Annotated in this window: 21 protein-coding genes; 13 read left to right on the top strand and 8 right to left on the bottom strand. The window is 62.6% G+C overall.

The window, feature by feature from the left end; all coding sequences use genetic code 11:
- Positions 1-61: 61 nt before the first annotated feature.
- Complete coding sequence (locus L288_RS42025; RefSeq protein ID WP_021238966.1) at positions 62-1,132, top strand: VOC family protein; 1,071 nt, start codon at positions 62-64, stop codon at positions 1,130-1,132.
- A 49-nt stretch (positions 1,133-1,181) separates the two neighbouring features.
- Here L288_RS42025 and L288_RS35745 read toward each other — a convergent pair whose 3' ends face one another.
- Positions 1,182-2,336 carry an alpha/beta hydrolase family protein gene (locus L288_RS35745; protein WP_021238967.1) on the bottom strand — a complete coding sequence of 385 codons (1,155 nt, stop codon included), beginning with the start codon at positions 2,334-2,336 and terminating at the stop codon, positions 1,182-1,184.
- 274 nt (positions 2,337-2,610) lie between these two features.
- Between L288_RS35745 and L288_RS35750 the strand changes: the two genes are divergently transcribed.
- Positions 2,611-2,844, top strand: a complete 234-nt coding sequence (locus L288_RS35750) for a hypothetical protein (RefSeq protein ID WP_021238968.1) — start codon at positions 2,611-2,613, stop codon at positions 2,842-2,844.
- A 26-nt stretch (positions 2,845-2,870) separates the two neighbouring features.
- Here L288_RS35750 and L288_RS42550 read toward each other — a convergent pair whose 3' ends face one another.
- The 3 genes from L288_RS42550 to L288_RS35760 are packed head-to-tail and all read right to left on the bottom strand — an operon-like array spanning position 2,871 to position 5,491.
- A complete protein-coding gene (locus tag L288_RS42550; protein ID WP_021238969.1) occupies positions 2,871-3,254 on the bottom strand; it encodes a c-type cytochrome in 384 nt (127 codons plus the stop codon).
- Between the two features lie 4 nt (positions 3,255-3,258).
- Positions 3,259-4,881, bottom strand: coding sequence for an FAD-binding oxidoreductase (locus L288_RS35755; RefSeq protein ID WP_021238970.1), 1,623 nt, complete (start codon positions 4,879-4,881; stop codon positions 3,259-3,261).
- Positions 4,882-4,909: 28 nt separating this feature from the next.
- Positions 4,910-5,491, bottom strand: coding sequence for a hypothetical protein (locus L288_RS35760; protein ID WP_021238971.1), 582 nt, complete (start codon positions 5,489-5,491; stop codon positions 4,910-4,912).
- A 130-nt stretch (positions 5,492-5,621) separates the two neighbouring features.
- On the opposite strand from L288_RS35760, the gene L288_RS42030 reads away from it, so the two are divergent.
- The 3 genes from L288_RS42030 to L288_RS35775 are packed head-to-tail and all read left to right on the top strand — an operon-like array spanning position 5,622 to position 8,044.
- Positions 5,622-6,269 carry a TetR/AcrR family transcriptional regulator gene (locus L288_RS42030; protein WP_021238972.1) on the top strand — a complete coding sequence of 216 codons (648 nt, stop codon included), beginning with the start codon at positions 5,622-5,624 and terminating at the stop codon, positions 6,267-6,269.
- Positions 6,266-6,922 carry a TetR/AcrR family transcriptional regulator C-terminal domain-containing protein gene (locus tag L288_RS44135; protein WP_021238973.1) on the top strand — a complete coding sequence of 219 codons (657 nt, stop codon included), beginning with the start codon at positions 6,266-6,268 and terminating at the stop codon, positions 6,920-6,922. The genes L288_RS42030 and L288_RS44135 overlap by 4 nt, the downstream gene beginning before the upstream one ends.
- 54 nt (positions 6,923-6,976) lie before the next feature.
- Positions 6,977-8,044 (top strand): aromatic ring-hydroxylating dioxygenase subunit alpha, encoded by a 1,068-nt coding sequence (locus L288_RS35775; protein ID WP_021238974.1) that lies wholly within the window; start codon positions 6,977-6,979, stop codon positions 8,042-8,044.
- A gap of 10 nt (positions 8,045-8,054) precedes the next feature.
- Here the strand turns inward: L288_RS35775 and L288_RS35780 are convergent, their stop codons facing one another.
- Positions 8,055-9,017 carry an AraC family transcriptional regulator gene (locus L288_RS35780; protein ID WP_021238975.1) on the bottom strand — a complete coding sequence of 321 codons (963 nt, stop codon included), beginning with the start codon at positions 9,015-9,017 and terminating at the stop codon, positions 8,055-8,057.
- A gap of 118 nt (positions 9,018-9,135) precedes the next feature.
- On the opposite strand from L288_RS35780, the gene L288_RS35785 reads away from it, so the two are divergent.
- The 5 genes from L288_RS35785 to L288_RS35805 all read left to right on the top strand — a co-directional run bounded on the left by L288_RS35785 (position 9,136) and on the right by L288_RS35805 (position 13,062).
- Entirely contained in the window at positions 9,136-10,203 is a 1,068-nt protein-coding gene (locus L288_RS35785) for an aromatic ring-hydroxylating dioxygenase subunit alpha (protein ID WP_021238976.1), read from the top strand.
- Positions 10,204-10,230: 27 nt separating this feature from the next.
- Positions 10,231-11,367: an FAD-dependent monooxygenase gene (locus L288_RS35790; RefSeq protein WP_021238977.1), complete on the top strand. Its 1,137-nt coding sequence runs from the start codon at positions 10,231-10,233 to the stop codon at positions 11,365-11,367.
- A gap of 238 nt (positions 11,368-11,605) precedes the next feature.
- Positions 11,606-11,908: a hypothetical protein gene (locus L288_RS35795; protein ID WP_021238978.1), complete on the top strand. Its 303-nt coding sequence runs from the start codon at positions 11,606-11,608 to the stop codon at positions 11,906-11,908.
- Between the two features lie 84 nt (positions 11,909-11,992).
- A complete protein-coding gene (locus tag L288_RS35800; protein WP_021238979.1) occupies positions 11,993-12,691 on the top strand; it encodes a hypothetical protein in 699 nt (232 codons plus the stop codon).
- A gap of 5 nt (positions 12,692-12,696) precedes the next feature.
- Entirely contained in the window at positions 12,697-13,062 is a 366-nt protein-coding gene (locus tag L288_RS35805) for a Rap1a/Tai family immunity protein (protein ID WP_161625669.1), read from the top strand.
- Between the two features lie 27 nt (positions 13,063-13,089).
- Here the strand turns inward: L288_RS35805 and phbB are convergent, their stop codons facing one another.
- A complete protein-coding gene (gene phbB / locus L288_RS35810; RefSeq protein ID WP_021238981.1) occupies positions 13,090-13,812 on the bottom strand; it encodes an acetoacetyl-CoA reductase in 723 nt (240 codons plus the stop codon).
- 669 nt (positions 13,813-14,481) lie between these two features.
- On the opposite strand from phbB, the gene L288_RS35815 reads away from it, so the two are divergent.
- From L288_RS35815 to L288_RS42560, 3 genes are all read left to right on the top strand, one after another.
- Complete coding sequence (locus L288_RS35815) at positions 14,482-15,255, top strand: Crp/Fnr family transcriptional regulator (protein WP_021238982.1); 774 nt, start codon at positions 14,482-14,484, stop codon at positions 15,253-15,255.
- Positions 15,256-15,365: 110 nt separating this feature from the next.
- Positions 15,366-17,711 (top strand): PAS domain S-box protein, encoded by a 2,346-nt coding sequence (locus tag L288_RS42555; RefSeq protein ID WP_021238983.1) that lies wholly within the window; start codon positions 15,366-15,368, stop codon positions 17,709-17,711.
- Complete coding sequence (locus L288_RS42560; RefSeq protein WP_021238984.1) at positions 17,708-18,079, top strand: response regulator; 372 nt, start codon at positions 17,708-17,710, stop codon at positions 18,077-18,079. The genes L288_RS42555 and L288_RS42560 overlap by 4 nt, the downstream gene beginning before the upstream one ends.
- A 1-nt stretch (position 18,080) precedes the next feature.
- Here the strand turns inward: L288_RS42560 and L288_RS35825 are convergent, their stop codons facing one another.
- Together L288_RS35825 and L288_RS35830 are read right to left on the bottom strand one after the other, a co-directional pair.
- Positions 18,081-18,848, bottom strand: coding sequence for a Crp/Fnr family transcriptional regulator (locus L288_RS35825; RefSeq protein ID WP_021238985.1), 768 nt, complete (start codon positions 18,846-18,848; stop codon positions 18,081-18,083).
- A 178-nt stretch (positions 18,849-19,026) separates the two neighbouring features.
- Positions 19,027-19,983: a mycofactocin-coupled SDR family oxidoreductase gene (locus L288_RS35830; RefSeq protein WP_021238986.1), complete on the bottom strand. Its 957-nt coding sequence runs from the start codon at positions 19,981-19,983 to the stop codon at positions 19,027-19,029.
- Between the last annotated feature and the right edge of the window lie 85 nt (positions 19,984-20,068).

Consider the following 20,068-nt stretch of genomic DNA (forward strand, 5'->3'; position numbering starts at 1 on the left):
GAAATGCGTTTTATCTCGCCCGTCCGGCAATCCATAATCCGCGCAGGAAGAGGGAGCCGGTATGACGATTTTGGGTGTTGAAAGCGCGGTATTTGGCGTTGCCGATCTGGCTGAGCATGTCCGGTTCTGGAAGGATTTCGGACTGTCCCTGCATCATGAAGGGGCGGATGAGGCGGTGTTTCAGGTAGCGTCGGGCTCGCGGGTCGTGCTTTACCGCCATGGGGACCCCCGGTTGCCCGCGCCCGATCCCTTTCCCGGCGACGGCCTCAAGGAAACCGTCTGGGGCGTTCTGAACGCGCAGGAGCTTGACCGGATCGCCGCCAGCCTCGCCACGGAGGTCGAGGTGCGGCGTGATGCTGACGGGACGGTGCGGTGCGTCTGCCCCGACGGCCAGCCGATCGCCCTGCGGGTGTGGGCGAAACGGCAGGTCGTAAGTCACGCCAGCCCCGTGAACACGCCCGGTTCCTATCCGCGCTTCAACCAGCACCGCATCTGGCGTACACGCGCCATTCCCAAGACGATAAACCATGTCGTCTTCTTTTCGGCCGACTATGTCGGCAGCTTCGAATTTTACGAACGCCATCTGGGCTTTCGCTATATCGATCACAGCAAAGGCACGGGAATCTTCGCCCGCGCGCCGGGAACGTTCGAGCATCATTCGATCTTCTGGGTCAATTGCGACCTGCCCATCGCACCGGATCATTTCAAGTTCATGCACATCGCATTCGGGTGCGACGACATTGACGAAGTCATGCTGGGGGCGAATATACTGGCGGACAAGGGCTGGAAGAATGCCAGCATGAACAGTTCCGGCGGCATTTCGCGGCACCGCATCTCATCCGCCATTTATTATTATTGCGACATGCCCGGCAAGGCGGGCGAGGCGGAATATCATGCGGATACGGATTATCTGGACGACAACTGGATTCCGCGCGCCTGGGACTTTCGTTTCGGATCGCTTTTATGGGCGCATAATGCGCCGCCGATCTTCCGTGGGGACAATGTTCCCTGGGACATGACGTTCGACGCCGATCGCGCAAGCTTCGAACCTTATCGCAAGACGAAGCCGGGCAAGCGTCCGGTCACGGGAAAGCTGGCGGAGATTACAGAGGATGACGAGCACGCCCTTTAATGGGCGTGCCATCACCGCGCGGCGTTTCCAGATCGGGCAGGCTGACGCCTCAGCCCATTTCCGCGAAGGTTTCCGCGCACCAGTCGGCGATATAGTCACGCATCACCGTGCCATTGTCGGCGCCGCAATGTTCGACCTCGAAATCGGCCCTGGTGAAGATGCGCAGGTGGCGTTTGACTGAATTGACCGCCTGATCGAAGCTGCGATGGGCGTTGTGGACCGGTATCTGCCGGTCATTTTCGCCATGGGTGACGAGGAAGGGCATCTTCATCTTCTCGATCTGGCCGTCCAGCGTGATGTTCGCGCAATAAGACATGAAGTCGTCCAGATTGTCCTTGCCCCAGACCCACATCACATGGTCCCAATAATGCGGCACGGGATTTTCCCCTTCGGATGCCAGCCGCTCCTTCTGCCGCTCGCCCCAGACATGGTTCGCGCCCATGACGGCGCACAGGGCGTAACGCGGCTCGTTGGCCGCCACGCGCGGCGCATAATAGCCGCCGAGCGACAGGCCGAACATGCCGATCTTGGTTGGGATGACGTCGCTGCGGCCCATCAGATATTCAAGCGCGGGCGTGCCCCAGCGTTCGGCATCGTAGACGGCCGCCAGATTGCGCTGCCGCAGCGCCTGCCCTGTCCCCGGCTGGTCCACGAACAGCGTGTTGATGCCCCGTTCCAGATTCACTGCGCCGTGACCGGCGAGGTTGACCTGTTCCTTCATAGAATCGAGGCCGTTGCATGACACAAGCGCGGGACGCGGCGTGCCTGATCCGTCATGAACGAAGATCGCCGGGAAGCTCGTGCCGCTTTCATAGGGGATTTCGACGAAATCCACATGCAGCCCGCGCAGTGCCACCCCCTTGCGATAAAGATCGAGGCCCTTCTGGTAGGCGGCCCACCGGGGCGCATAGTCGCGGCTCTGCATCCGCTCCGCCGCCAGATAATAGCCAGCAGCGCGAAGATATTTGGTGCCCGCCGAAAGCAGATAGCCTTTTTCCTCGTCGGCCGCGGCATTGGCAGCGACCTGGTCCGCCACCCTGATCCAGCTGTCGAACAGCAGGGCCGTGCCCGCATCCGATCCCTGCCGGGCGGCTTCCATGACAGGCCGGTTGGCTGCGTCGATCTCCCCATGATTGCCGCCCGCGACGAGCGCGAGGTTGGTGGCGAGGTTCCAGACATAATTACCGGGGAAGGGTTCGAACATATCCGCTCCTGTGCAGCGCGCGGCATCCGCCACGAACGGACCGCGCATCCAGCATCTAGAAGCGCCGCACCTGCCACCGATCAAATCCAAATTTTCGCTGGAAGCTATCCATGGGCCGCATGCCCCCTCTTCCCGCTGCGATCGAAGGCACATTCATGTGCCTACTTTACCCCTTCCGCCTCGCCCCGCAGAGTGGATGCGAAGCGGCGCTGACCGCGCGGAAAGGCATGAGCAACCTCGCGAAGGTCTGCGGCAATGCAGGAGGAGGACCGCCTTGGCTGGCAAGGAACAGGCGAACGAGATGCTGATACTGGACGGTCAGGGCAAGGAACTGATGAACGTCCGCAAGGTGGAGCGTGACGGCAATGACCTGGTCGTCACCGGCAAGATCATGGGCGCTATGCCAATGAAGGCCCGCCTCACCCCGGCTCAGGCCCGGGCAGGGCTGAAGATGCTTGATTGGAGGACAATCCTGTTCCTGCTAACCCTGCTATTCCGCAAGGGATAGGGCGGCAGTTCCCTGGCGGCTCATCGCTACTTCTTGGCAAAGTCCGGGTTGTTGCGGCTGAGATAAGCGCCCAGGGCCGCAAGATCGGCATCGCTGATCTCCGTCTTGCGATAGGGGGCCATGATCGACACGCCATTGCGCACGAAATAGGCCACCGTTTCCGGCGTCAGGTCCTTCCTTTCGGCGAGAAGGGCGGGCAGTTCGCCCCTATATTTGACCTGCAATGCTTCGGTGCCTGTGCGCCACGGGTGGCCGGGATTGCCAATGCCAGGGCCGTGGCACGACGCGCAATGATATTCGAACAGTGCGTGTCCGCGCTCGACCGCATTGGCGGTTCGCTTACTCGAATGCGCTGCGCCAGCGCCGATGGAAAGGAGGCATGCTGCGCCCAGAAGAAGCATCTTTTTCATGGGCTCAGGCTCCCTTCCGGTAGGTGCGGGGCCAGAAGCCGCCCCGGCCGGGCGCGATGATGCCCCTGGGATCGACCGCATCCTTGAGCGTTTCGCAGAAGGTCCGCAGGATATTGTTGTTGAAATTATAGGTGCTCATCACCTGATCCTGGAAGGCGGGCGGAGTGCGATATTCGCCATAGCCATGCTGAGCCCCCAGGGTGATCAGCTTTTCCATGGTTTCACGCGACAATTTATTGACCTCAGGGTTGGAGCGGGATGTCGGCATGCCGGTGGCGAGGACGAAGGCACGAAAATTCCAGGTGAAGGGCGCGGAGAAGGGGCCATATGCCATGGGATAATCCACCTTCATGTCGCGCATGCCTTCGGTGAAGATACGCTGCGCCCTCAACAGTTCTTCGCCGCTCCGCGCGAAAGTCGGGGAAAAGAGAAGGTGACCGTCGGCCGGTTCCGGGTTGGTCCGGTTGCGGGCGCTCAAGGTGAAGACATTCATGTTGGGCACGCCCACCAGCACCTTATGCTTGACCGCATCTTCCTGTTCGGCGGTCAGCGGGAAGCGCAGGCTTTCATAATCTTCGAACCTGACGCCCGGTATTGCCTTTTGGAACCGTGACTTCGCATATTGCCATTTTGCTTCGTTGACGGCTTCCGGCCCATAGAAGCTGACGCCCAATTCCCATGGCGCGACGCCCTTTTCCGCCGCATAGCGATTGATGGCGTTGCCGTTCCAGACATCAGGTGCAAGGCCGATGGCGCGCAATGCCGGGTCCTGAAACTGAGCGGAGAACATGGGCGATTCATAAAGCGCCATGCCGATCATGCCCTGGTCTTCCAGCTCGTTGGCGACATCGACAAGGGGGATGATGTCTTCACGCCGGGGAGGATAGATCTTCTTGTGCAGGAAATGTTCGGGCTCCGGCATCAGATGGAAACCCATCTTGGTGACGATGCCGAAGCCCGCCTGCGAAAAGAGGCCATCGACATAGGGGCCGAAATTGCTGCGGAAATCGCCCCATGCATTCGATCCCGGCATCGCACCCATGCCGGTGCGCATGACCTCTCCGTTGGGCAGAACCACCTCCATGCCGCAATGGGACCAGAAATGGTCGCGATAAAGATACCAGGTGTGGCCGACGCCGCGATCCAGCGCATTGCCCATCACGCCGCCCCACCCCGGATCGGGAACGTCTATCCACACCTTGAGCTTGCGCTCCTTGATATAGTCATACAGATCGAAATAGGAGACGCCGGGTTCGACGATTGCGTAATTGCGCTTGTCGTTGACCTCGATGATCTTGTTCATGCGCTTGAGGTCGACGACGACGCTGCCGGACATGGTTGGCGCCGACCCGCCATAACCCAGATTCTTGCCGGTGGAGATGGGGTAGAGCGGGATGCCGAATTGATTGGCGATCCGTACGACCGCCTGCACTTCCTCCACGGATGCGGGCGCTACGGCGGCGCTGGGCATGCGCTCCTCCGGCTCATTCCAGTAGGGCGAATAGGCGTCGCGATAGAGGCCCGCGTCCTCGTCGCTGCTGAACACCCATTGCGCGCCCACCGCATTGCGGAAGGCGGTGAGGGCGGATTGCCACTGGGTCGGAGTGACATCGGACGGTGTCGTCATCGGGGATTCCGTTAAAAGGAGGAAAAGGTCAGGCGCGCCGGACTGGCGCGATCACCCATGTGGCGAGCGGATCGCCGGTCTGTCCGGCGGCACGGGCGGGCGCGGCATGGGTGCAATCCCGCCAGGCGGGGCGGGACGCGACGGCAAACCCGGCCGCCTGACGCCCATAGCTTGCTCCGCCGGCGTCAGGCAGGCCGGTCATTGCGGCAGGGATGCCAGCGGCAGCGATATGGCGGCAGTTTCCGCCCTGATCCTCGAAATGCTCGATGCGCAGCATGACGCGCATCCCAAGGTCCCACGCCATCCGCTCAAGGCAGAAAAGCGCGCCCACATGCGTCAGACCGGCTATCGCCTGCGGCCGTTCGCGAAGAGTGGGAGCCAGCGTCCTGCGCCAGAGGCGCGACATATCGTTGGCGAAGCCGAACGTGCGCAGGCCATGGGCAGCCGCTTCATCGCCAAAGTCACGTGCGGCGGAAAAGCGGCTGTCATAGAGGGCGATCTTCACCTGCTGTTCGGCCGGGAGATCACCCGCCAAAGCCGGTTCGATACCCAGTTCCCGCGCAGCGATGGCGGCCGCCGCTGAGTATAGAAAGCTGCGCCGAGTCACCATCGCTCTCTCCATATTTATGAGTGCACTCATTTTTAATGAGGGGCGTGGCGGAGTCAAGCCCGTTGACCCTGCGCCGCCATGATGGTTAGCCACAACAAGGATCGGGCCGGGACACAGGTGAAGCAGGAGAATGACGGTAGCGGGCAAATCCCTCAGCCGCCGCGAGCGCAACAAGCAGGAGAAGCTGGAACGCATCATCGCGGCGTCGCGCAAGCTGTTCCACAGCCATGGCTTTGAGGAGACCACGACCGCCCAGATCGCGCGAGAGGCGGGTGTCGCGGAAGGAACGCTGTTCCTCTATGCCGCGAAGAAGGAAGACCTGCTCATCCTGGCGTTCGTTGAGGAGATGAAGGAGGTCGTGATGGCGGCTTTCGAGACCATCGACCAAAGCGCGCCGCTGATCGAGCAGTTTCTGTCCTTCTTCCAGAAAATATTCGCCTACCATCATGCCGATCGGAAATTGGCGAAGGCGGTCCTGCGGGAAGTGGGATTTTACCGTGAACCGGGCTTGGGCGCGCAGGTCGAGAACATACCGATCGCATATTGCCTGACATTGATTGTGGAGAGAGCGAAAAAGCAGGGCCTGATCGATCCCGGCCTGCCAACGATGAACGCCGCGATGATGGCCTTCTCAGCCTATTGGTATTATCTGCGCGACTGGGTGAATGAGCGGATATCGGCCCAGGACTTCGCATCCGGGCTGCGCGATGGATTGAACATCCTCCACACCGGCCTGCAACCGGCTGCTGCCCGGCAGGACGGCCGGGACGGATCATGACTGCGCCGGCCAGGGAGCAGGCAGGAAAGCGGGGCAGCGCCAAGCGGGAAGCCGCGGAAGCCCGCAAGGCTGCGCTGCTGGAGGCGGCGCGCGCTTTGCTGGAAAAGGAAGGCTTCCACGATGTCAGCCTCAACGAAATATTGCGCCACGCAGGAGGATCGAAAGCCACGGTGGTCAAATATTTCGGTAACCGCAATGGCCTGCTCGCCGAGGCGCTGGCGTCTGGCGCACGGCAGAGAATGGTCGAACTGTTCGAAGAGGCGCGTTCCGCGGACCCTTCATCCTTGCGCACGGGATTGGAGCAGGCGCTTTCCGGCCTTCTGCGCTTCTATCTGCAACCTGAAGTCCTTCGCACCTACCGCGCCGTTTCAGCGGGCGCGGGTTATCCACCGGAACTGGCGCGGGCATTTTACGCCAATGGCCATGGCGTCATCGTCGATGAGCTGGTCCGTTTCCTTGAGCCGTGGCGGGGCAAGGGCCTGAGGCGCGACATCGACCTGCCCACCGCAGTCAGCCGGTTGACGCATATGCTGCGCAGCAATCTCTTCGAACGCGCATTGTACGGCATCCTCCCCGATCCGCCCTCCGACGAGGAGATAAAGGAGGAAGCGGTACAGACCGCCCGCCTCTTCCTGGATGGCGCCATGGATTGACCGGCTCTCCAATGATGTGTACCGATAGTACACATAAAGGTTGGGAGAGCGGTTATGACATTCTTGCGTAACATCTGGTATGTTGCCTGCTGGGATCATGAAATTGCCGAAGGAGCGCTGCTGGGCAGGCGGCTGCTGGACGAGGCGGTGGTGTTGTACCGCGACGCGGCGGGCAAGCCCGTAGCGCTGCGTGACCTTTGCCCACACCGGCTGGCGCCGCTCAGTTTTGGCAGGATCGTGGATGGTAGCCTGCGCTGCGGCTATCATGGTCTGGGCTTCGATGCGCAGGGGCAATGCGTCCATAATCCCTTTGGGCCGCCGTCCCGCACCATGAAGGTGCAAAGCTATCCCGTGGTGGAACGTCACAGCGCGATCTGGATCTGGATGGGAGATGCGCAGGCGGCGGACCCGGCGCTGATCCCCGACTTCGGCTTCAACGACCCGGACGCGTTCTTCGTCGGCAAAGGCTATATCGGGGTCAAGGCAGGCTATGAGCTGGAGATCGAGAATATCCTTGACCTCAGCCATATCGAATTTTTGCACCCGGACACGCTGGGCAGCGACCAGGTGTCACAGGGCGAATATGCCTGTCAGGTGGAGGGCGATGTCGTCTGGTCGAACCGCACCGTCCATGGCGAAATCATGAACGAGCGCCTGTCCGCCCGCATGGGGGTGGAGCCGGGCCAGCCAGCGGACCGCTGGATTCATGTCCGCTGGACGATGCCCGCCAACATGGCGATCTTCGCAGGCGCAGTGCCATCAGGGCGGCCGCAGAAGGAAGGCCGCGAAACCCCGACGGCCCATTTGTTCACGCCTGAAAGCGCGGGCAGCACGCATTATTTCTACTCCATCTCCTTCCCGCGCGCGATGGGCGACTACGGCGCGCAGCTTGCCCGTGAGCAGGTCGAATTTCTTTCGGTTCCCTTCGCCACGGAAGATCTGCCGATGTTGCAGGCGCAGCAGGCCAATCTGGGCAGCGGCGGATTGCGCGACGCGCGGATCGGCTGGCTGCCCGGCGACGCCGCGGGAGCGAGGGCGCGCAAGATATTGTACGAACGGATTGATGCGGAGCGCCGCCTTGCCTCGCCAATCGAGGCCGCCGCAGAAGCACCGGCCGCCTGACCGCACCCGATCACATCTCCAGCAGCTGGTGCCGGTTGCGATAGGCGCTGGGCGTCATGCCGAAGTGACGCTTGAAGGCCAGGTTGAAGGAAAAGGGCGTGGCATAGCCGAATTCGTCCGCCAGGCTTTTGACCCGCGCACCTGCGGAGAGCCGGGCGGCGGCCGCTTCCATGCGCAGCCTTTGAAGATGCTGGTGCGGCGTCACGTCCATCAGTTCGCGGAACCGGGCGCAAAAGCCGGATCGCGAAAGGCCGCTGATGCGGGCAAGCCCGGGGAGGGTCCATCTTTCCCCCGGCCTGTCGTGCATCGCCGCCAGCGCCGTACCGATGGCGGGGTCCACCAGCGCGCGCAGCCATCCCGCCACCTGTTCAGGACGGGTCAGCAATTCGGATCGCACGATCTGCATGAACAGCAGATCGGCGATCCGGCTCGACACGACGGCATAGCCGCCCCTTTGGCTCTCCGCCTCCGCGATCAGGAACTGCATCAACTGTTGCAGCCAGGGCCCTATCTGCGTGTCCGCCGCGCGCAGATGGATGAGGCGGGGCAGGGCCAGCAGCAGCGGATGAGGCGTGTTTTCATCCAGTTCGAAAACCAGAGACAATAGGGTGGTTCGCGGCCCGTCGCCGGGGATGGAAATAGAAAGCGGATGGTCCAGCCATTCGCCCGGCGTCCAGCGCACGCCTTTGCTGCGCGCGACGACTTCGCGGATCGTCAGCGTTCCTTCGGTCTTCGGCGTGCAGGACAAGATGTGCCGGTCCCAGCGGGGGAACATCACCAGATCGCCCGGTACAAGCCGCAGGGGCGGCTCTCCCATACGGTCGAGCCACGCTTCGCCGGACACGATATAATGGGTTGGCGCGCCGGAGTGCGCCGTTTCGAAATCCACGCTCCATGGCGCGGCGAAGTCCAGCATCGCGAGCAGCGATCCGCGCAAATGGGTGTCGGCCAGCGCTTTGCTGAGATGATCCACGGCCACTCCTCTCCCGCTGGACGATTATAGCCTTGTTTCGGACGATGCAGCGGTTTTTCAGCTATTTTCATTTTGTATGATGCGGCGGAAACGACAAATCAACCGGAGAGGGAGCGCCATGATCATCAACGGCATCGACATGCAGCCAGGAAATGCGCCTTATCCCCGCAACCATTGGTATGTCGCCGCCTTTTCCAACGAAGTCACGCGCGAGCCGATGCATCGCCAATTGTTCGGCGATCCTGTCGTGCTGTACCGTACGGAGGACGGGGAGCCGGTTGCGCTGTTCGACCGCTGTCCGCACCGGGGCATGCGGCTGTCGATGGGCGGCACGTTGATCGGCGACAATATCCAATGTTCCTATCATGGTATTCAGTTCGGCAAGAATGGACGGTCCTGCCTGATCCCGTCCGGCGGCGCAGTCAGTTCCGCGCTGTCCGTGCATCGTTACCCGCTCAAGGAAATCGGCGGATGGATATGGGCCTGGGCAGGGGACCCCGCGGCGATGGACGAAAGACTGATCCCGGATCATGAGGAACTGGGCCTCACTGCAAAGGGATTTTATTCCTATTATGGCGTGAAGCTCGAAGCCAATTCCAACTACCTCTTCTCTCTGGAAAATCTGGTCGATGCCACGCACATCACCTATTTGCATCATGGCCTGATCGATTCCGGCAATGTCGCCTCTCATCCCTTCGTCTGCGAAGTCGATGGATCGCGCGTGTCGATGATCCGCGAGTTCAAGGATGAGATTATCGCTCCAATGGTGGCAAAGACCATGCACCTCCAGACGGAAAGGGCGGACAGGACGCTGGAATTGACCAGCTATGCCCCCAATCTGTGCGTCGTGCGCACCCGCTTCATCGAAACGGGGGAAGGCGGCACACGGCGCGACAACAGGCTGATCTTCGGCATCACGCCCGTCAGCCGGACCAAATGCTATCAATTTGTCTGTGTCGCGAACGACTATGAAAACAGGCATGAGACGCTGTTCGACGATCTGCGCTTCCTGCTGATGGAGGATGTGGTCGCGCTGGACGATATTCAGCGGCTCTATGACGAACTTGGGCCGGAGCGCGCGCCTGAAGTGTCCATTCGCGCTGACGAGGGGCAGATCAGGACGCGGCGCATCATTGCCGCCCAGGTCGCCGCCGAACGGGCAGGTGCGGCCATCGCCGCCGAGTAAGCCGCTTCACCAGGGAGACGGGAAGCAATGACGAGCGGATGGGATGCGGGCAGGCGCCTGTTGGTGATCGGCGCGGGCATATCGGGCCTGACGGCCGCGGCGGCGGCCGGTCAGCGGGGCTGGCAGGTGGATGTCGTCGAACGCAAGCCGCAGGTGGAGGATGGCGGCGGAGTCGGCCTGACGCTGGTCGGCAATGCAATGCGCGCGCTCGCCAGCATCGGCGTGGCGGAACAATGTGTCGCGGCCGGGATGCCTGCCGACATCATGCGCATGATGCATGCGGACGGGTCTTTCATGCTGGACAATCCCCTGCCGCGTATCGGCGGCCCTGAATGGCCGGGGGGAACGGGCATCCGCAGAGCCGATTTCCACGCCATCCTCGTCGAAGCCGCAAGGCAGGTGGCGCGCATCCGCTGCGCAACGACGATGGAAAGCTGGGAAGACAGAGGCGACAAGGTGGACGTCCGGTTCAACAACGGTTCCCGTCAAGACTATGAACTGATCGTCGCTGCGGACGGTCTCTACTCGGCCACGCGTAGGGCGCTGATGCCGGAACTTGAGCCAAAGCTCACCGGACAGGCCTGCTGGCGCGTGCCGGTGCGCCGTCCGGCTGAGGTGCGCTGTACCCACCTTTTCCTGGGCGGCCGCCATGGCGCGGTCGGCATATGCCCGGTGTCCGAAGATCAGGCCTATCTCTACATCGTGCAATCCGATGACGGCGGCTGGCGGGATCCGGCGGCGCTGGACCGGCAGATGCGCGAGGAACTTGACGGCTATGGCGGGCTGGTGGCCGAACTGGCCGCACAGATCGTCAGCCCTGCCGATGTGAGCTTTCGCCCGCTGGAATGGCTGATTGCGCCGAAGCCATGGGGACGCGGCCGGCTGGTGATGATCGGCGATGCCGTGCATGCGAACCCGCCTGTGCTGGCGCAGGGCGCGGCGATGGGGATCGAGGACGCCGTCGTCCTTGCCGAAGAGTTGGACGGCGCGCAGGGAGGCATTGAAAGCGCACTCGCCCGTTTCATTACCCGTCGCTACGGCCGCGCCAGCCATGTGGTGGAGGCAAGCTGCCAGCTCGCTCGGCTCGAAACCGACGCGCATGAGGAGGTCGATGTAGCGGCGGTGATGCGGAGCAGCGCGGCGCGTCTGGCCGAACCCGTTTGACCGTGGGAAGAGCTCATGACAGTCGCTGGCAGATGAGATGACGGAGTGCGGCCAGTCTTCGGCGGTCCGGGGGCGCCATCATCAGTGTTCACCTGCGGCCAATGTCCATTCTCCCCTTTTCGACAGGTGAATTCATCCGTTCGACTGGCGGGATGCACCGTTAAACCGAAATATATTGTCAGCACGGAAATGCTCAGCTTGGGAAAAGGCAGGGGGGGCAACTGATTGGGAGAATTTGATGTCGCAGCCTTTAAATAAAATAGTCCCTGCATTCGTGATACTGGCCGGTTCTCTGGGCCTGACGGGCTGCGCGACCAAGGGCTTCGTGCGTGAGCAGGTCGCCACGGTGAACCAGCGGGTCGATGCCCTCGACGCCCGGTTGCAGGCGACGGACGGCACGGCGAAACAGGCCTTGGCGGAGGCGCAGTCCGCATCCGCCCAGGCGCAGAATAACGGCCAGCGTCTGGATCAGATCAACGCCCGCGTGGATAGCGTGGAACAGAGGATGCAGGAAAACCGGCGCAAGCGCGCCCGTAACTGACAGCCATCATCCTTCGCTGCCGGTCGTGCAGCGGATATGGACCGGCGCTTTATCAGGCGCCGGTTATTTTCGAGTGAATCCCTGATGAAAATGATCCTTGCGGCGCTGGCTTCATTGGCGCTTTGTGGCGCCATGCCCGCGCTGGCGGCGGATAAGGTCAAGACTGCCGCATCGCGCAGCGCCGCGCGGGGGAGCAGCACCATCGCCCCGCCGGATGTGCCGCGATCAGCGGACGCCGCGCGCGTCCTCGACTGGATCGCCGCCAGCGGCGACAACAGGTCGCTGCCCTATATCGTCATCGACAAAAATGCCGCCCATGCCTTCCTCTTCGATGCGAAGGGGAAGAATGTCGCCGCCGCTCCCGTCCTGATCGGCATCGCCGTGGGTGACGACGCCACGCCGGGCGTCGGCAAAAAGAGCCTTGCGGAGATCGGCCCGGCCGAAAAGACGACGCCAGCAGGCCGCTTTCTGGCGAAATTCGGCCTCGCCGCCGGGCGCCAGAAAGTGCTCTGGGTCGATTATACCACCTCTGTCGCGCTGCATCCGATCCCGAAGGGCAATCCGAAGGAGCGGCGGCGCAATCGCATGCTGTCCCCCACGATAGAGGACAACCGGATCACCTTCGGGTGCATCAACGTGCCCTTGAAATTCTACAATGGCCATCTTCGCCCGCTATTTTTGCGCAAGGGCGGCTATGTCTATATTCTGCCCGACACCAAGCCGCTGGAAGAGGTATTTCCGCCGATACGCGTCCAACCTTTCCTCAGCGCCAGGGCGGGATGAGCGAAATGAAGTCCAGGGCGATTCACATGGCGGTCCTTGCCATCCTTGGTCTTTCTGCTGCGCCTGCGCCGGCGGGTTTCTATTCAGGCAAGGACCTAGCCGAAGTCTGCCTGGCCAAAGCCGGTTCGCCCGACTATTTCGAAAAGACCTATGAATGCGTCGCGTACATCGCTGGGGCGGTCGATGCCTTCAATACGACGCGAGAGGTCAACAAGCTCAAAAGCTGCATCCCCGCAAAGGTGACCGTCAGCAAGTTGCGCGACGTGACCGTCAAATATCTGAGCACCGATCCGCCCGGCATGAACAAGTCCGCTTCCGCACTTGTCTTTGCAGCGACGCGCAAGGCCTGGCCCTGTCCCAAGAGGAAGTAGGGCCGGTCGCCATTCAGCCGCCGCGCATCAATACATATGCTGACCGCCATTGATCGACAAAGTGCTGCCCGTGATGAATGCGGCATCGTCGCTGCACAGGAAGGCGACGCCGCGCGCAATCTCCTGCGCCTGGCCAAGGCGGCCCACGGGGATCTTGGCGACGATCTTCTCCAATACCGGGGCAGGCACCGCCGCCACCATGTCCGTATCGATATAACCGGGCGCGATCGCGTTCACGGTCACGCCATATCTTGCGCCCTCCTGCGCCAGAGCCTTGGTGAAGCCGTGAATGCCGGACTTCGCGGCCGCATAGTTGACCTGCCCATACTGGCCCGCCTGCCCGTTGACCGATCCGATGTTGACGATCCGTCCCCAACCGCGTTCGCGCATGCCGCCAAAGGCCGCCTTGGCCATGTTGAAGCATCCGCCAAGGTTGATGCGCATGACTTCGTTCCAGTCATCGAAGCTCATCTTGAACAGCACGCCGTCACGCGTGATGCCTGCGTTGTTCACGATGATATCCACCGGACCCAATGCTTCGGCCACCGCAGCGCAGCCGTCCAGGCAGGCCTGATGATCCCCGACGTCCCATTTGAAGGCCGCAATGCCTGTCCGCGCCGAAAAGGCCTTCGCCTTTTCCTCATTCCCCGCATAATTCGCGGCGACCTGATAGCCCATTTCCTTGAGCGCAAGGCTGATCGCCTCGCCGATGCCGCGCGTGCCTCCAGTGACAATTGCAACTCTGCTCATATCCAACGCTCCGTACAATATAGCGGCAAAAAAATGGGGCCGGCAATTTGCCGGCCCAAGTTGGAGAGCCTTCGCAAGAAGGCTCCCGGGTCGCACCTGAAAAAGTGTGAGGATCTGACCGCCGCCACGCTGAAACCAAAGCGTTGGCCGCGCCCAACCGCCTTGTCCGCCTAGTCAGCGGCGCCATCCGCCACGGCCCAGAACCGCTCTTGCAGCGCCTTCGCCGCAGCGCCAGTCAATGGTTGCCGCTGAAGATCGGAATCAGAGGATGACCATGACCTGTGCACCAGGCCGGAAAATTGTCTTGCTCTGCTATACAATCTACCGTTCTTTCTATTCCTGACAGACAACGGCAGACATCCTCTCTAATCGTCAAGATATCGACTGATGCCATATTTGTTGTCAGCATCGTCTAAACTATGATGCTGTTTTACGCACAGGAACGACCTTCCGGGAAGATCAAAACTTTGTACGAAATCGTACATTCAACCGTCGCTTTATTATACAGGCGCGGGTGATTTCCCCAGCCGGAGTACCCCTTTTACGCCCATATTTTTCCGCTCCGGCACCGGAACGATTGCGCGGCCGGAGTGGTTATAAGCAGTTGAAAAAGAGAGATGCCGCCGAGGATTTCGACGGGCACCGCCGCTACAGGAGGGGCTCTGAGCCATGCAAGGCAACGCCATTGTTGCACGTACCGGCAATTACCTGCTGGCAGGCATGGCTCCGCAAGACCGGCAAATATTATGGCCCGATCTGCACAGCGAAGAATTGCCAGCCAGGGCCTATCTGGAACGGACGGGTCATCGTTCGGAAAATATCTATTTCATCGAGGCCGGTGTGATTTCCCTGCTGGAGACCGGCGATCTGCGGGAGCCGGTCGAGGTGGGCCTGATCGGGCGCGAGGGGATGGTGGGCGTCAGTTCGCTGGTGGCCGATCTTTTGCCCCAGCGCGACAGCTATGTGCAGATTGCGGGACGCGCACTGGTCATCACCCGGTCCGGCCTTTTGCGGGCAACCCGCTCCAGCGACGGGCTGCTCACCTATCTGCTGCGCTATGTGCAGACCCAGATCGCGCAGATGAGCCTGAACGTCAGCGCCAGCGTACGGGCCAATGTGCAGGCGCGGCTGGCGCGCAAGCTGCTGATGTATCATGACCGGGTGGGGCTGGACGACCTGCCGCTCACCCATGAAAATATGTCGATCATGCTGGGCGTCCGGCGCGCCAGCATCACCCACGCCATCCACCTTCTGGAAGGGGAGGGGTGGATCAGGGCGCAGCGGGGCCTTGTCACCATCCGCGACCGGCACGGGCTTGAAAGCTATTGCGGCCCTTTCTACGGCGTCGCCGAAAGCCGCTACGATCAGATCATGAATGCGCAGCGGCCGATCCATCCCGTCCGTTCGCCTCAGGCGCCGGGCGCTGCCGGAATAAGCGCCTAGCGCGTCGTGAATTCCGTGCAGCCAGCCGCGGTTTCGCGCGTTTTCTGGAACCAGGCAGGCGATCTGATCTATGTAATCTGCGCCGCAAAGCTGATGTGCGAGGGTCATCTATGTCCGCGACGCAAGCCAAACTTGAAAATCGCCTGGCGCGGGCGGAAGCCGAGCGAGACCGGTATCGCAGCCTCTTCGACTCGCTGGGGCAGGGCTATTGCGAACTGGAGCTTATCCGCGATGCAAGCGGGCGGGCGGTCGACCAGCGCTATATCGAGTTGAACCCGGCCTTCGAACGGTTTTTCGGCGTTCCGGCGGCGCAAGCCAGGGGGCGCACCGCGAGCGAGATCTTCCCCGGCCTGGAGGGCTTGTGGACGGAAGCCTTCGATCGCGTGGCGCGGACCGGGCAGGCGGAGCGGCTGGAATATCCGGTCGCATCCCTGAACCGCTGGTTCGAGGTGTTCGCTTATCCCGCGGGCGGCGACCGGGCCTATGCGCTCTACGAGGATGTGACGGTCCGCAAGCGCACCGAACTGGCCCTGCGCGAGAGCGAGGAGCGCCAGACCTTCCTTCTTAGGCTGGCCGATACGCTGCGGCCGCTCAGCGATTCTTCCAGGATCAAGGCGGAGGCGATGCGCGCGCTGGGCGAACATCTCCACCTCAGCCGCGCGCAATATTATGAGGCGGATGACAGCGGCGAATATTTCGAAGCCGGTGGCGGTTATGCGGACGGCGTGCCCGCGAGTGCCGGGCGCGGCCTGATGAACCAGTTCGGGGCGCATGTGAAGGAAGCCTTCAACCTCGGAATGACCGTCGCCGTGGCGGATGTCGCGCGCGACCCGCGCGTCAGCCCGGCCGAGCTTGAAGCCTATGATGCCATTGGCCTTCGCGCCTTCGTCGGAATTCCGCTCGTCAAGGTTGGCCGCTGGGTGGGGGCGATCGGCCTTCATCACTGCGCGGCGCATGAGTGGACCAAGACAGAGATCGCCCTGGCGGAGGAGGTTGCCGAACGCACCTGGGACGCTGTCGAGCGCGGGCGGACGGAGCAGGCGCTGCGTGAGAGCGAGGCGCGCCTCTCCGCGGCCTTCGAAAGCGTTCCCGCCGGGGTCGCCGTGATCGGCCTCGATGGCAAGGTGGTGATCGGCAACAGCGACTATCTGCGCTTCCTGCCCTCCGGGATCATACCGTCGCGTGATCCGGCGCATAAGGGCCTCTGGCAGGCATGGGATGCGCAGGGCAGGCCGCTCGCGCCGCAGGACTTTCCCGGAGCCCGTGCGCTGCGGGGCGAGAGGGTAGTGCCGGGACAGGAGATGGTCTATCGCGGCGAAGATGGCCGCGAGCGGTGGACCAATGTCGCGACTACCCCCACCCGCGACGCAGCGGGCAATGTCACCGGATGCGTCAGCGTCATCAGCGACATCACGGAGAGCAAGGCGGCCGAAGCGGCGCTGCGGGAAAGCGAGGAGCGGCTGCGGCGGTTCGGCGAAGCGTCGCAGGATGTGCTTTGGATTCGCAGCATCGACACGCTGCAATGGACCTATCTGACGCCTGCGTTCGAACGCATTTACGGCATCACGCGCGAGGAAGCGCTGGCCGGAGACAATTATCGCAACTGGGTCGGCCTGATCGAGCCGGAAGACCGGGCGCAGGCAGATGACGCCATCCGCAAAGTGCTGGCGGGAGAGCATGTCACCTTCGACTACCGGATCAGACGGCCCAGCGATGGCGAGGTTCGCTGGCTGCGCAATACGGATTTCCCCATTCGCGACGCGGCAGGGCGCATCGTCCTGATCGGCGGCATCGGTCAGGACATCACCCGCGCCCGCGAAGCGGAGGAACGGCAGAATATCCTGCTCGCCGAATTGCAGCACCGGGTCCGCAACATCCTTGCCGTCCTTCGCTCGATCGTCAGCCGCTCCGACGATGGCGAACGGTCCACCAGCGATTATGTGCAGCATTTGCAGGGCAGGATCAGCGCCCTTGCCCGAACGCAGGCCCTGCTGACGCGCAGCGCGGGAGCGGGCGTCGACCTGGAGGAGATGATCCGGGACGAACTGGTTGTCCAGGCCGCGCAGCAATCTCAATTCACGCTCAAGGGACCAGCGATCGAACTGTCGCCCAAGGCGGCCGAGGTGCTGACGCTGGCGGTGCATGAACTTGCGACCAACGCGACCAAATATGGCGCCTTTTCGCGTGCTGACGGTCATTTGATGGTCCGCTGGCGGGGGGAGGCGCGGGAAGGCGGGAACTGGCTGGTGCTGCACTGGAAGGAACATGGGGTGCCGATCGTCGATGCCGTTCCGCGACGGCGCGGTTTCGGCGCGGAACTGATTTCGCGGCGCATCCCCTATGACCTGAGCGGCACGGGCAGTTTCGACCTCAAGCCCGGAGGGCTGGAAAGCCTGATCGAATTCCCGCTCAGGCCGGGGGACAGCATTCTTCAGACCAGTGGAGTGAGCCGATGATCGTCCGTAATCTTGAAGGCGCGCGGGTGCTGGTCGTCGAGGATGACTATTTCCTTGCGACCGACTTGCAGACTGCGCTGGAAGCGGCGGGGGCGACCGTGGTGGGGCCCTTTGGCGATGCGTCGGAAGCGGAGCGGGCGCTGCTTGCCGCCAGGCCGGATTGCGCCTTCGTCGACGTCAATCTGGGCCATGGCCCGTCCTTCGACCTGCCGCGCGCGCTTGCGCGGGAGGATGTGCCCTTTGCATTCGTGACGGGCTATGACCCCGGCATCATCCCTGACGAATTTGCAGGCGTCACCCGCTTTGAAAAGCCGATGTCCGCCACAAAGGTGGTGCAGGCGATGGCGCATATGCTGCGCGGAGAGTGACTTAGACGGTCACCGCCCGCACTTCCGTGCGTGGCAATGGCGGCAGATGCAGATAGGCGGGGTCGAACTCTCCGGCGAAGCTGAGCGCTTCCCAATCGAGGATCGTCACCATCCCGCGCGATGTCTGGATCAGGCCCTCTTCGCGCAGCGCCTTGATCGACCGGTTCACATGCACCGATGTCAGCCCCAGCGCGTCGGAAATCTGTTCCTGGGTGATCGGAAAGGGGAAGCTGCCATCCACATATTTGCCGATCTGGGCCGACCGGACCGCCATTTCGCACAGCAGATGGGCAAGACGGCCGCGCGCATCCCTCCGTCCCGCGCTGACCAGCCACTGCGCGACGATATTCCCGTCGATCACGCATTCCCGCCAGAAGGCCGCCGCCAGCGCGGGAAAGCGGAATGCCAGTTCGCTCAAGGCCGCATGCGGTATTTCGAAGATCGTCGTCGCCGTCAGCGCCACCAGCGCCGAGGGCGCGGCCGGAAGCATGAGCGAATATAGATCGACCATGTCCCCGGCGATGTGAAAGGATATATGCTGGCGTCTTCCATCCTCCATCTGCGAAAAGCGGGACACGAGCCCGCTCGCGACGAGGCATGAGTGGCTGACCTGCTCGCCAAGCCGCACGATCTCTCCATGCGCGGCGATCTGGCGCGGCCGCGCGGGAAGGCGCAGCACCGCTTCCTGTTCTTCCGCCGACAGCGGCGAACGCACCTGGACCTTGTTCAGGAAAAGCTGAAAGGTTTCAGTGGCTGGAGCAAAACTCATGATCCTGTCCAACTGTGCAGCGGCACCCGCAAGGTGGGGATACCGGCACAACGCGCGAAACCCGAAACGGTCTCACATGGATGACAGGCATGCGACAGGCCGTTCAGCCGGTCTCCCACTTGAGCGGACGTGCGCGCTGTGGTGCGGGTCAGGCGCGAAGGTACAGGCGCAATCGCCGTCAGGCGGCGTTGCCAGCCATGCTCCCCGCCGCGACATCGATCGCCGAACCGGTGATATGCCGCGCTTCGTCGGACAACAGGAACAGCACGCTGTCACTGACGTCCGATGGCTCGACCCACGGCACGCCCTGCGGCGCGAAGGGGTTTTCGCGCATCTTCGCTTCGAATTTCGCCTGCGTCGGCGCCGGGTCGCCGGGAAGGGCCCGTTTCCAGGCGGCGGCATTGTTGAGCAGCGGCGTGTTGACCGCGGTGGGGCAGACGCAATTGACGGTGACATTGCTTCTGGCGACTTCGAGCGCGGTCGCCTTCACCATGCCGATGACGCCCCATTTGGACGCGCAATAGGCGGCCGTGTTAGGCTGGCCGGTCCGGGCGGCGAGCGATGCGACGGCGACGATCCGGCCCGACCGGCGCTCCACCATGCCGGGCAGGACCGCGCGCATGCTGTGGAACACGCCGTAAAGGTTGGTGCGAAGGATGTCGTCGAACAGGGCATCGCTCATCGACGCCAGCGGAGAGGTGCCGTACACCCCGGCATTCGCGATCAAAAGGTCGATCCTGCCGAACGTCCGTGCGCCCTTTTGCGCCACGTCCGCAGCGGCGGCGGGATCGCGCACGTCCGATTTGAGCGCCAGCACGCGCCGCCCCGCCGCGCGCACCATATCCGCCGTCTCGTCAAGATCGGCCTGCGTGGCCAGCGGATAGTCGATCGTCGGCAGCGAAGCCATGCTGTCGGACAGGATGATGTCGGCGCCCTCCGCCGCAAGGCGCTGGGCATGGCTGCGGCCCTGGCCGCGCGCGCCGCCGGTGATCCACGCCACCTTTCCGGCAAAGCGCCCGGCGGGCCGTTGCGGCGCTGCGGCTTCGGCCGCGCTGCTGGATGCCGAAGCGGCGGCCACCAGACCTGCCGACGCAACGAACTGGCGGCGCGAGATGCTGGGGTCGTCCTCAGCCATGGCTTCATCCTCCCTGAATGGTGGCGTTCAAATCAGCCGCCGGTCATCGCCTTATCTCCACAGGGCCCCATCTCCAAAGGGCCCT

This window comes from Sphingobium quisquiliarum P25, from assembly GCF_000445065.1.
Classification (GTDB): Bacteria; Pseudomonadota; Alphaproteobacteria; order Sphingomonadales; family Sphingomonadaceae; genus Sphingobium; species Sphingobium quisquiliarum.

Bases quoted from the DNA above. Each gene is read 5' to 3' on its own strand.
- L288_RS42025 (WP_021238966.1), top strand. From the start codon at position 62: ATGACGATTTTGGGTGTTGAAAGCGCGGTATTTGGCGTTGCCGATCTG.
- L288_RS35745 (WP_021238967.1), bottom strand. From the start codon at position 2,336: ATGTTCGAACCCTTCCCCGGTAATTATGTCTGGAACCTCGCCACCAAC.
- L288_RS42550 (WP_021238969.1), bottom strand. From the start codon at position 3,254: ATGAAAAAGATGCTTCTTCTGGGCGCAGCATGCCTCCTTTCCATCGGC.
- L288_RS35755 (WP_021238970.1), bottom strand. From the start codon at position 4,881: ATGACGACACCGTCCGATGTCACTCCGACCCAGTGGCAATCCGCCCTC.
- L288_RS35760 (WP_021238971.1), bottom strand. From the start codon at position 5,491: ATGGTGACTCGGCGCAGCTTTCTATACTCAGCGGCGGCCGCCATCGCT.
- L288_RS42030 (WP_021238972.1), top strand. From the start codon at position 5,622: ATGACGGTAGCGGGCAAATCCCTCAGCCGCCGCGAGCGCAACAAGCAG.
- L288_RS44135 (WP_021238973.1), top strand. From the start codon at position 6,266: ATGACTGCGCCGGCCAGGGAGCAGGCAGGAAAGCGGGGCAGCGCCAAG.
- L288_RS35775 (WP_021238974.1), top strand. From the start codon at position 6,977: ATGACATTCTTGCGTAACATCTGGTATGTTGCCTGCTGGGATCATGAA.
- L288_RS35785 (WP_021238976.1), top strand. From the start codon at position 9,136: ATGATCATCAACGGCATCGACATGCAGCCAGGAAATGCGCCTTATCCC.
- L288_RS35790 (WP_021238977.1), top strand. From the start codon at position 10,231: ATGACGAGCGGATGGGATGCGGGCAGGCGCCTGTTGGTGATCGGCGCG.
- L288_RS35795 (WP_021238978.1), top strand. From the start codon at position 11,606: ATGTCGCAGCCTTTAAATAAAATAGTCCCTGCATTCGTGATACTGGCC.
- L288_RS35800 (WP_021238979.1), top strand. From the start codon at position 11,993: ATGAAAATGATCCTTGCGGCGCTGGCTTCATTGGCGCTTTGTGGCGCC.
- L288_RS35805 (WP_161625669.1), top strand. From the start codon at position 12,697: ATGAAGTCCAGGGCGATTCACATGGCGGTCCTTGCCATCCTTGGTCTT.
- phbB (WP_021238981.1), bottom strand. From the start codon at position 13,812: ATGAGCAGAGTTGCAATTGTCACTGGAGGCACGCGCGGCATCGGCGAG.
- L288_RS35815 (WP_021238982.1), top strand. From the start codon at position 14,482: ATGCAAGGCAACGCCATTGTTGCACGTACCGGCAATTACCTGCTGGCA.
- L288_RS42555 (WP_021238983.1), top strand. From the start codon at position 15,366: ATGTCCGCGACGCAAGCCAAACTTGAAAATCGCCTGGCGCGGGCGGAA.
- L288_RS42560 (WP_021238984.1), top strand. From the start codon at position 17,708: ATGATCGTCCGTAATCTTGAAGGCGCGCGGGTGCTGGTCGTCGAGGAT.
- L288_RS35825 (WP_021238985.1), bottom strand. From the start codon at position 18,848: ATGAGTTTTGCTCCAGCCACTGAAACCTTTCAGCTTTTCCTGAACAAG.
- L288_RS35830 (WP_021238986.1), bottom strand. From the start codon at position 19,983: ATGGCTGAGGACGACCCCAGCATCTCGCGCCGCCAGTTCGTTGCGTCG.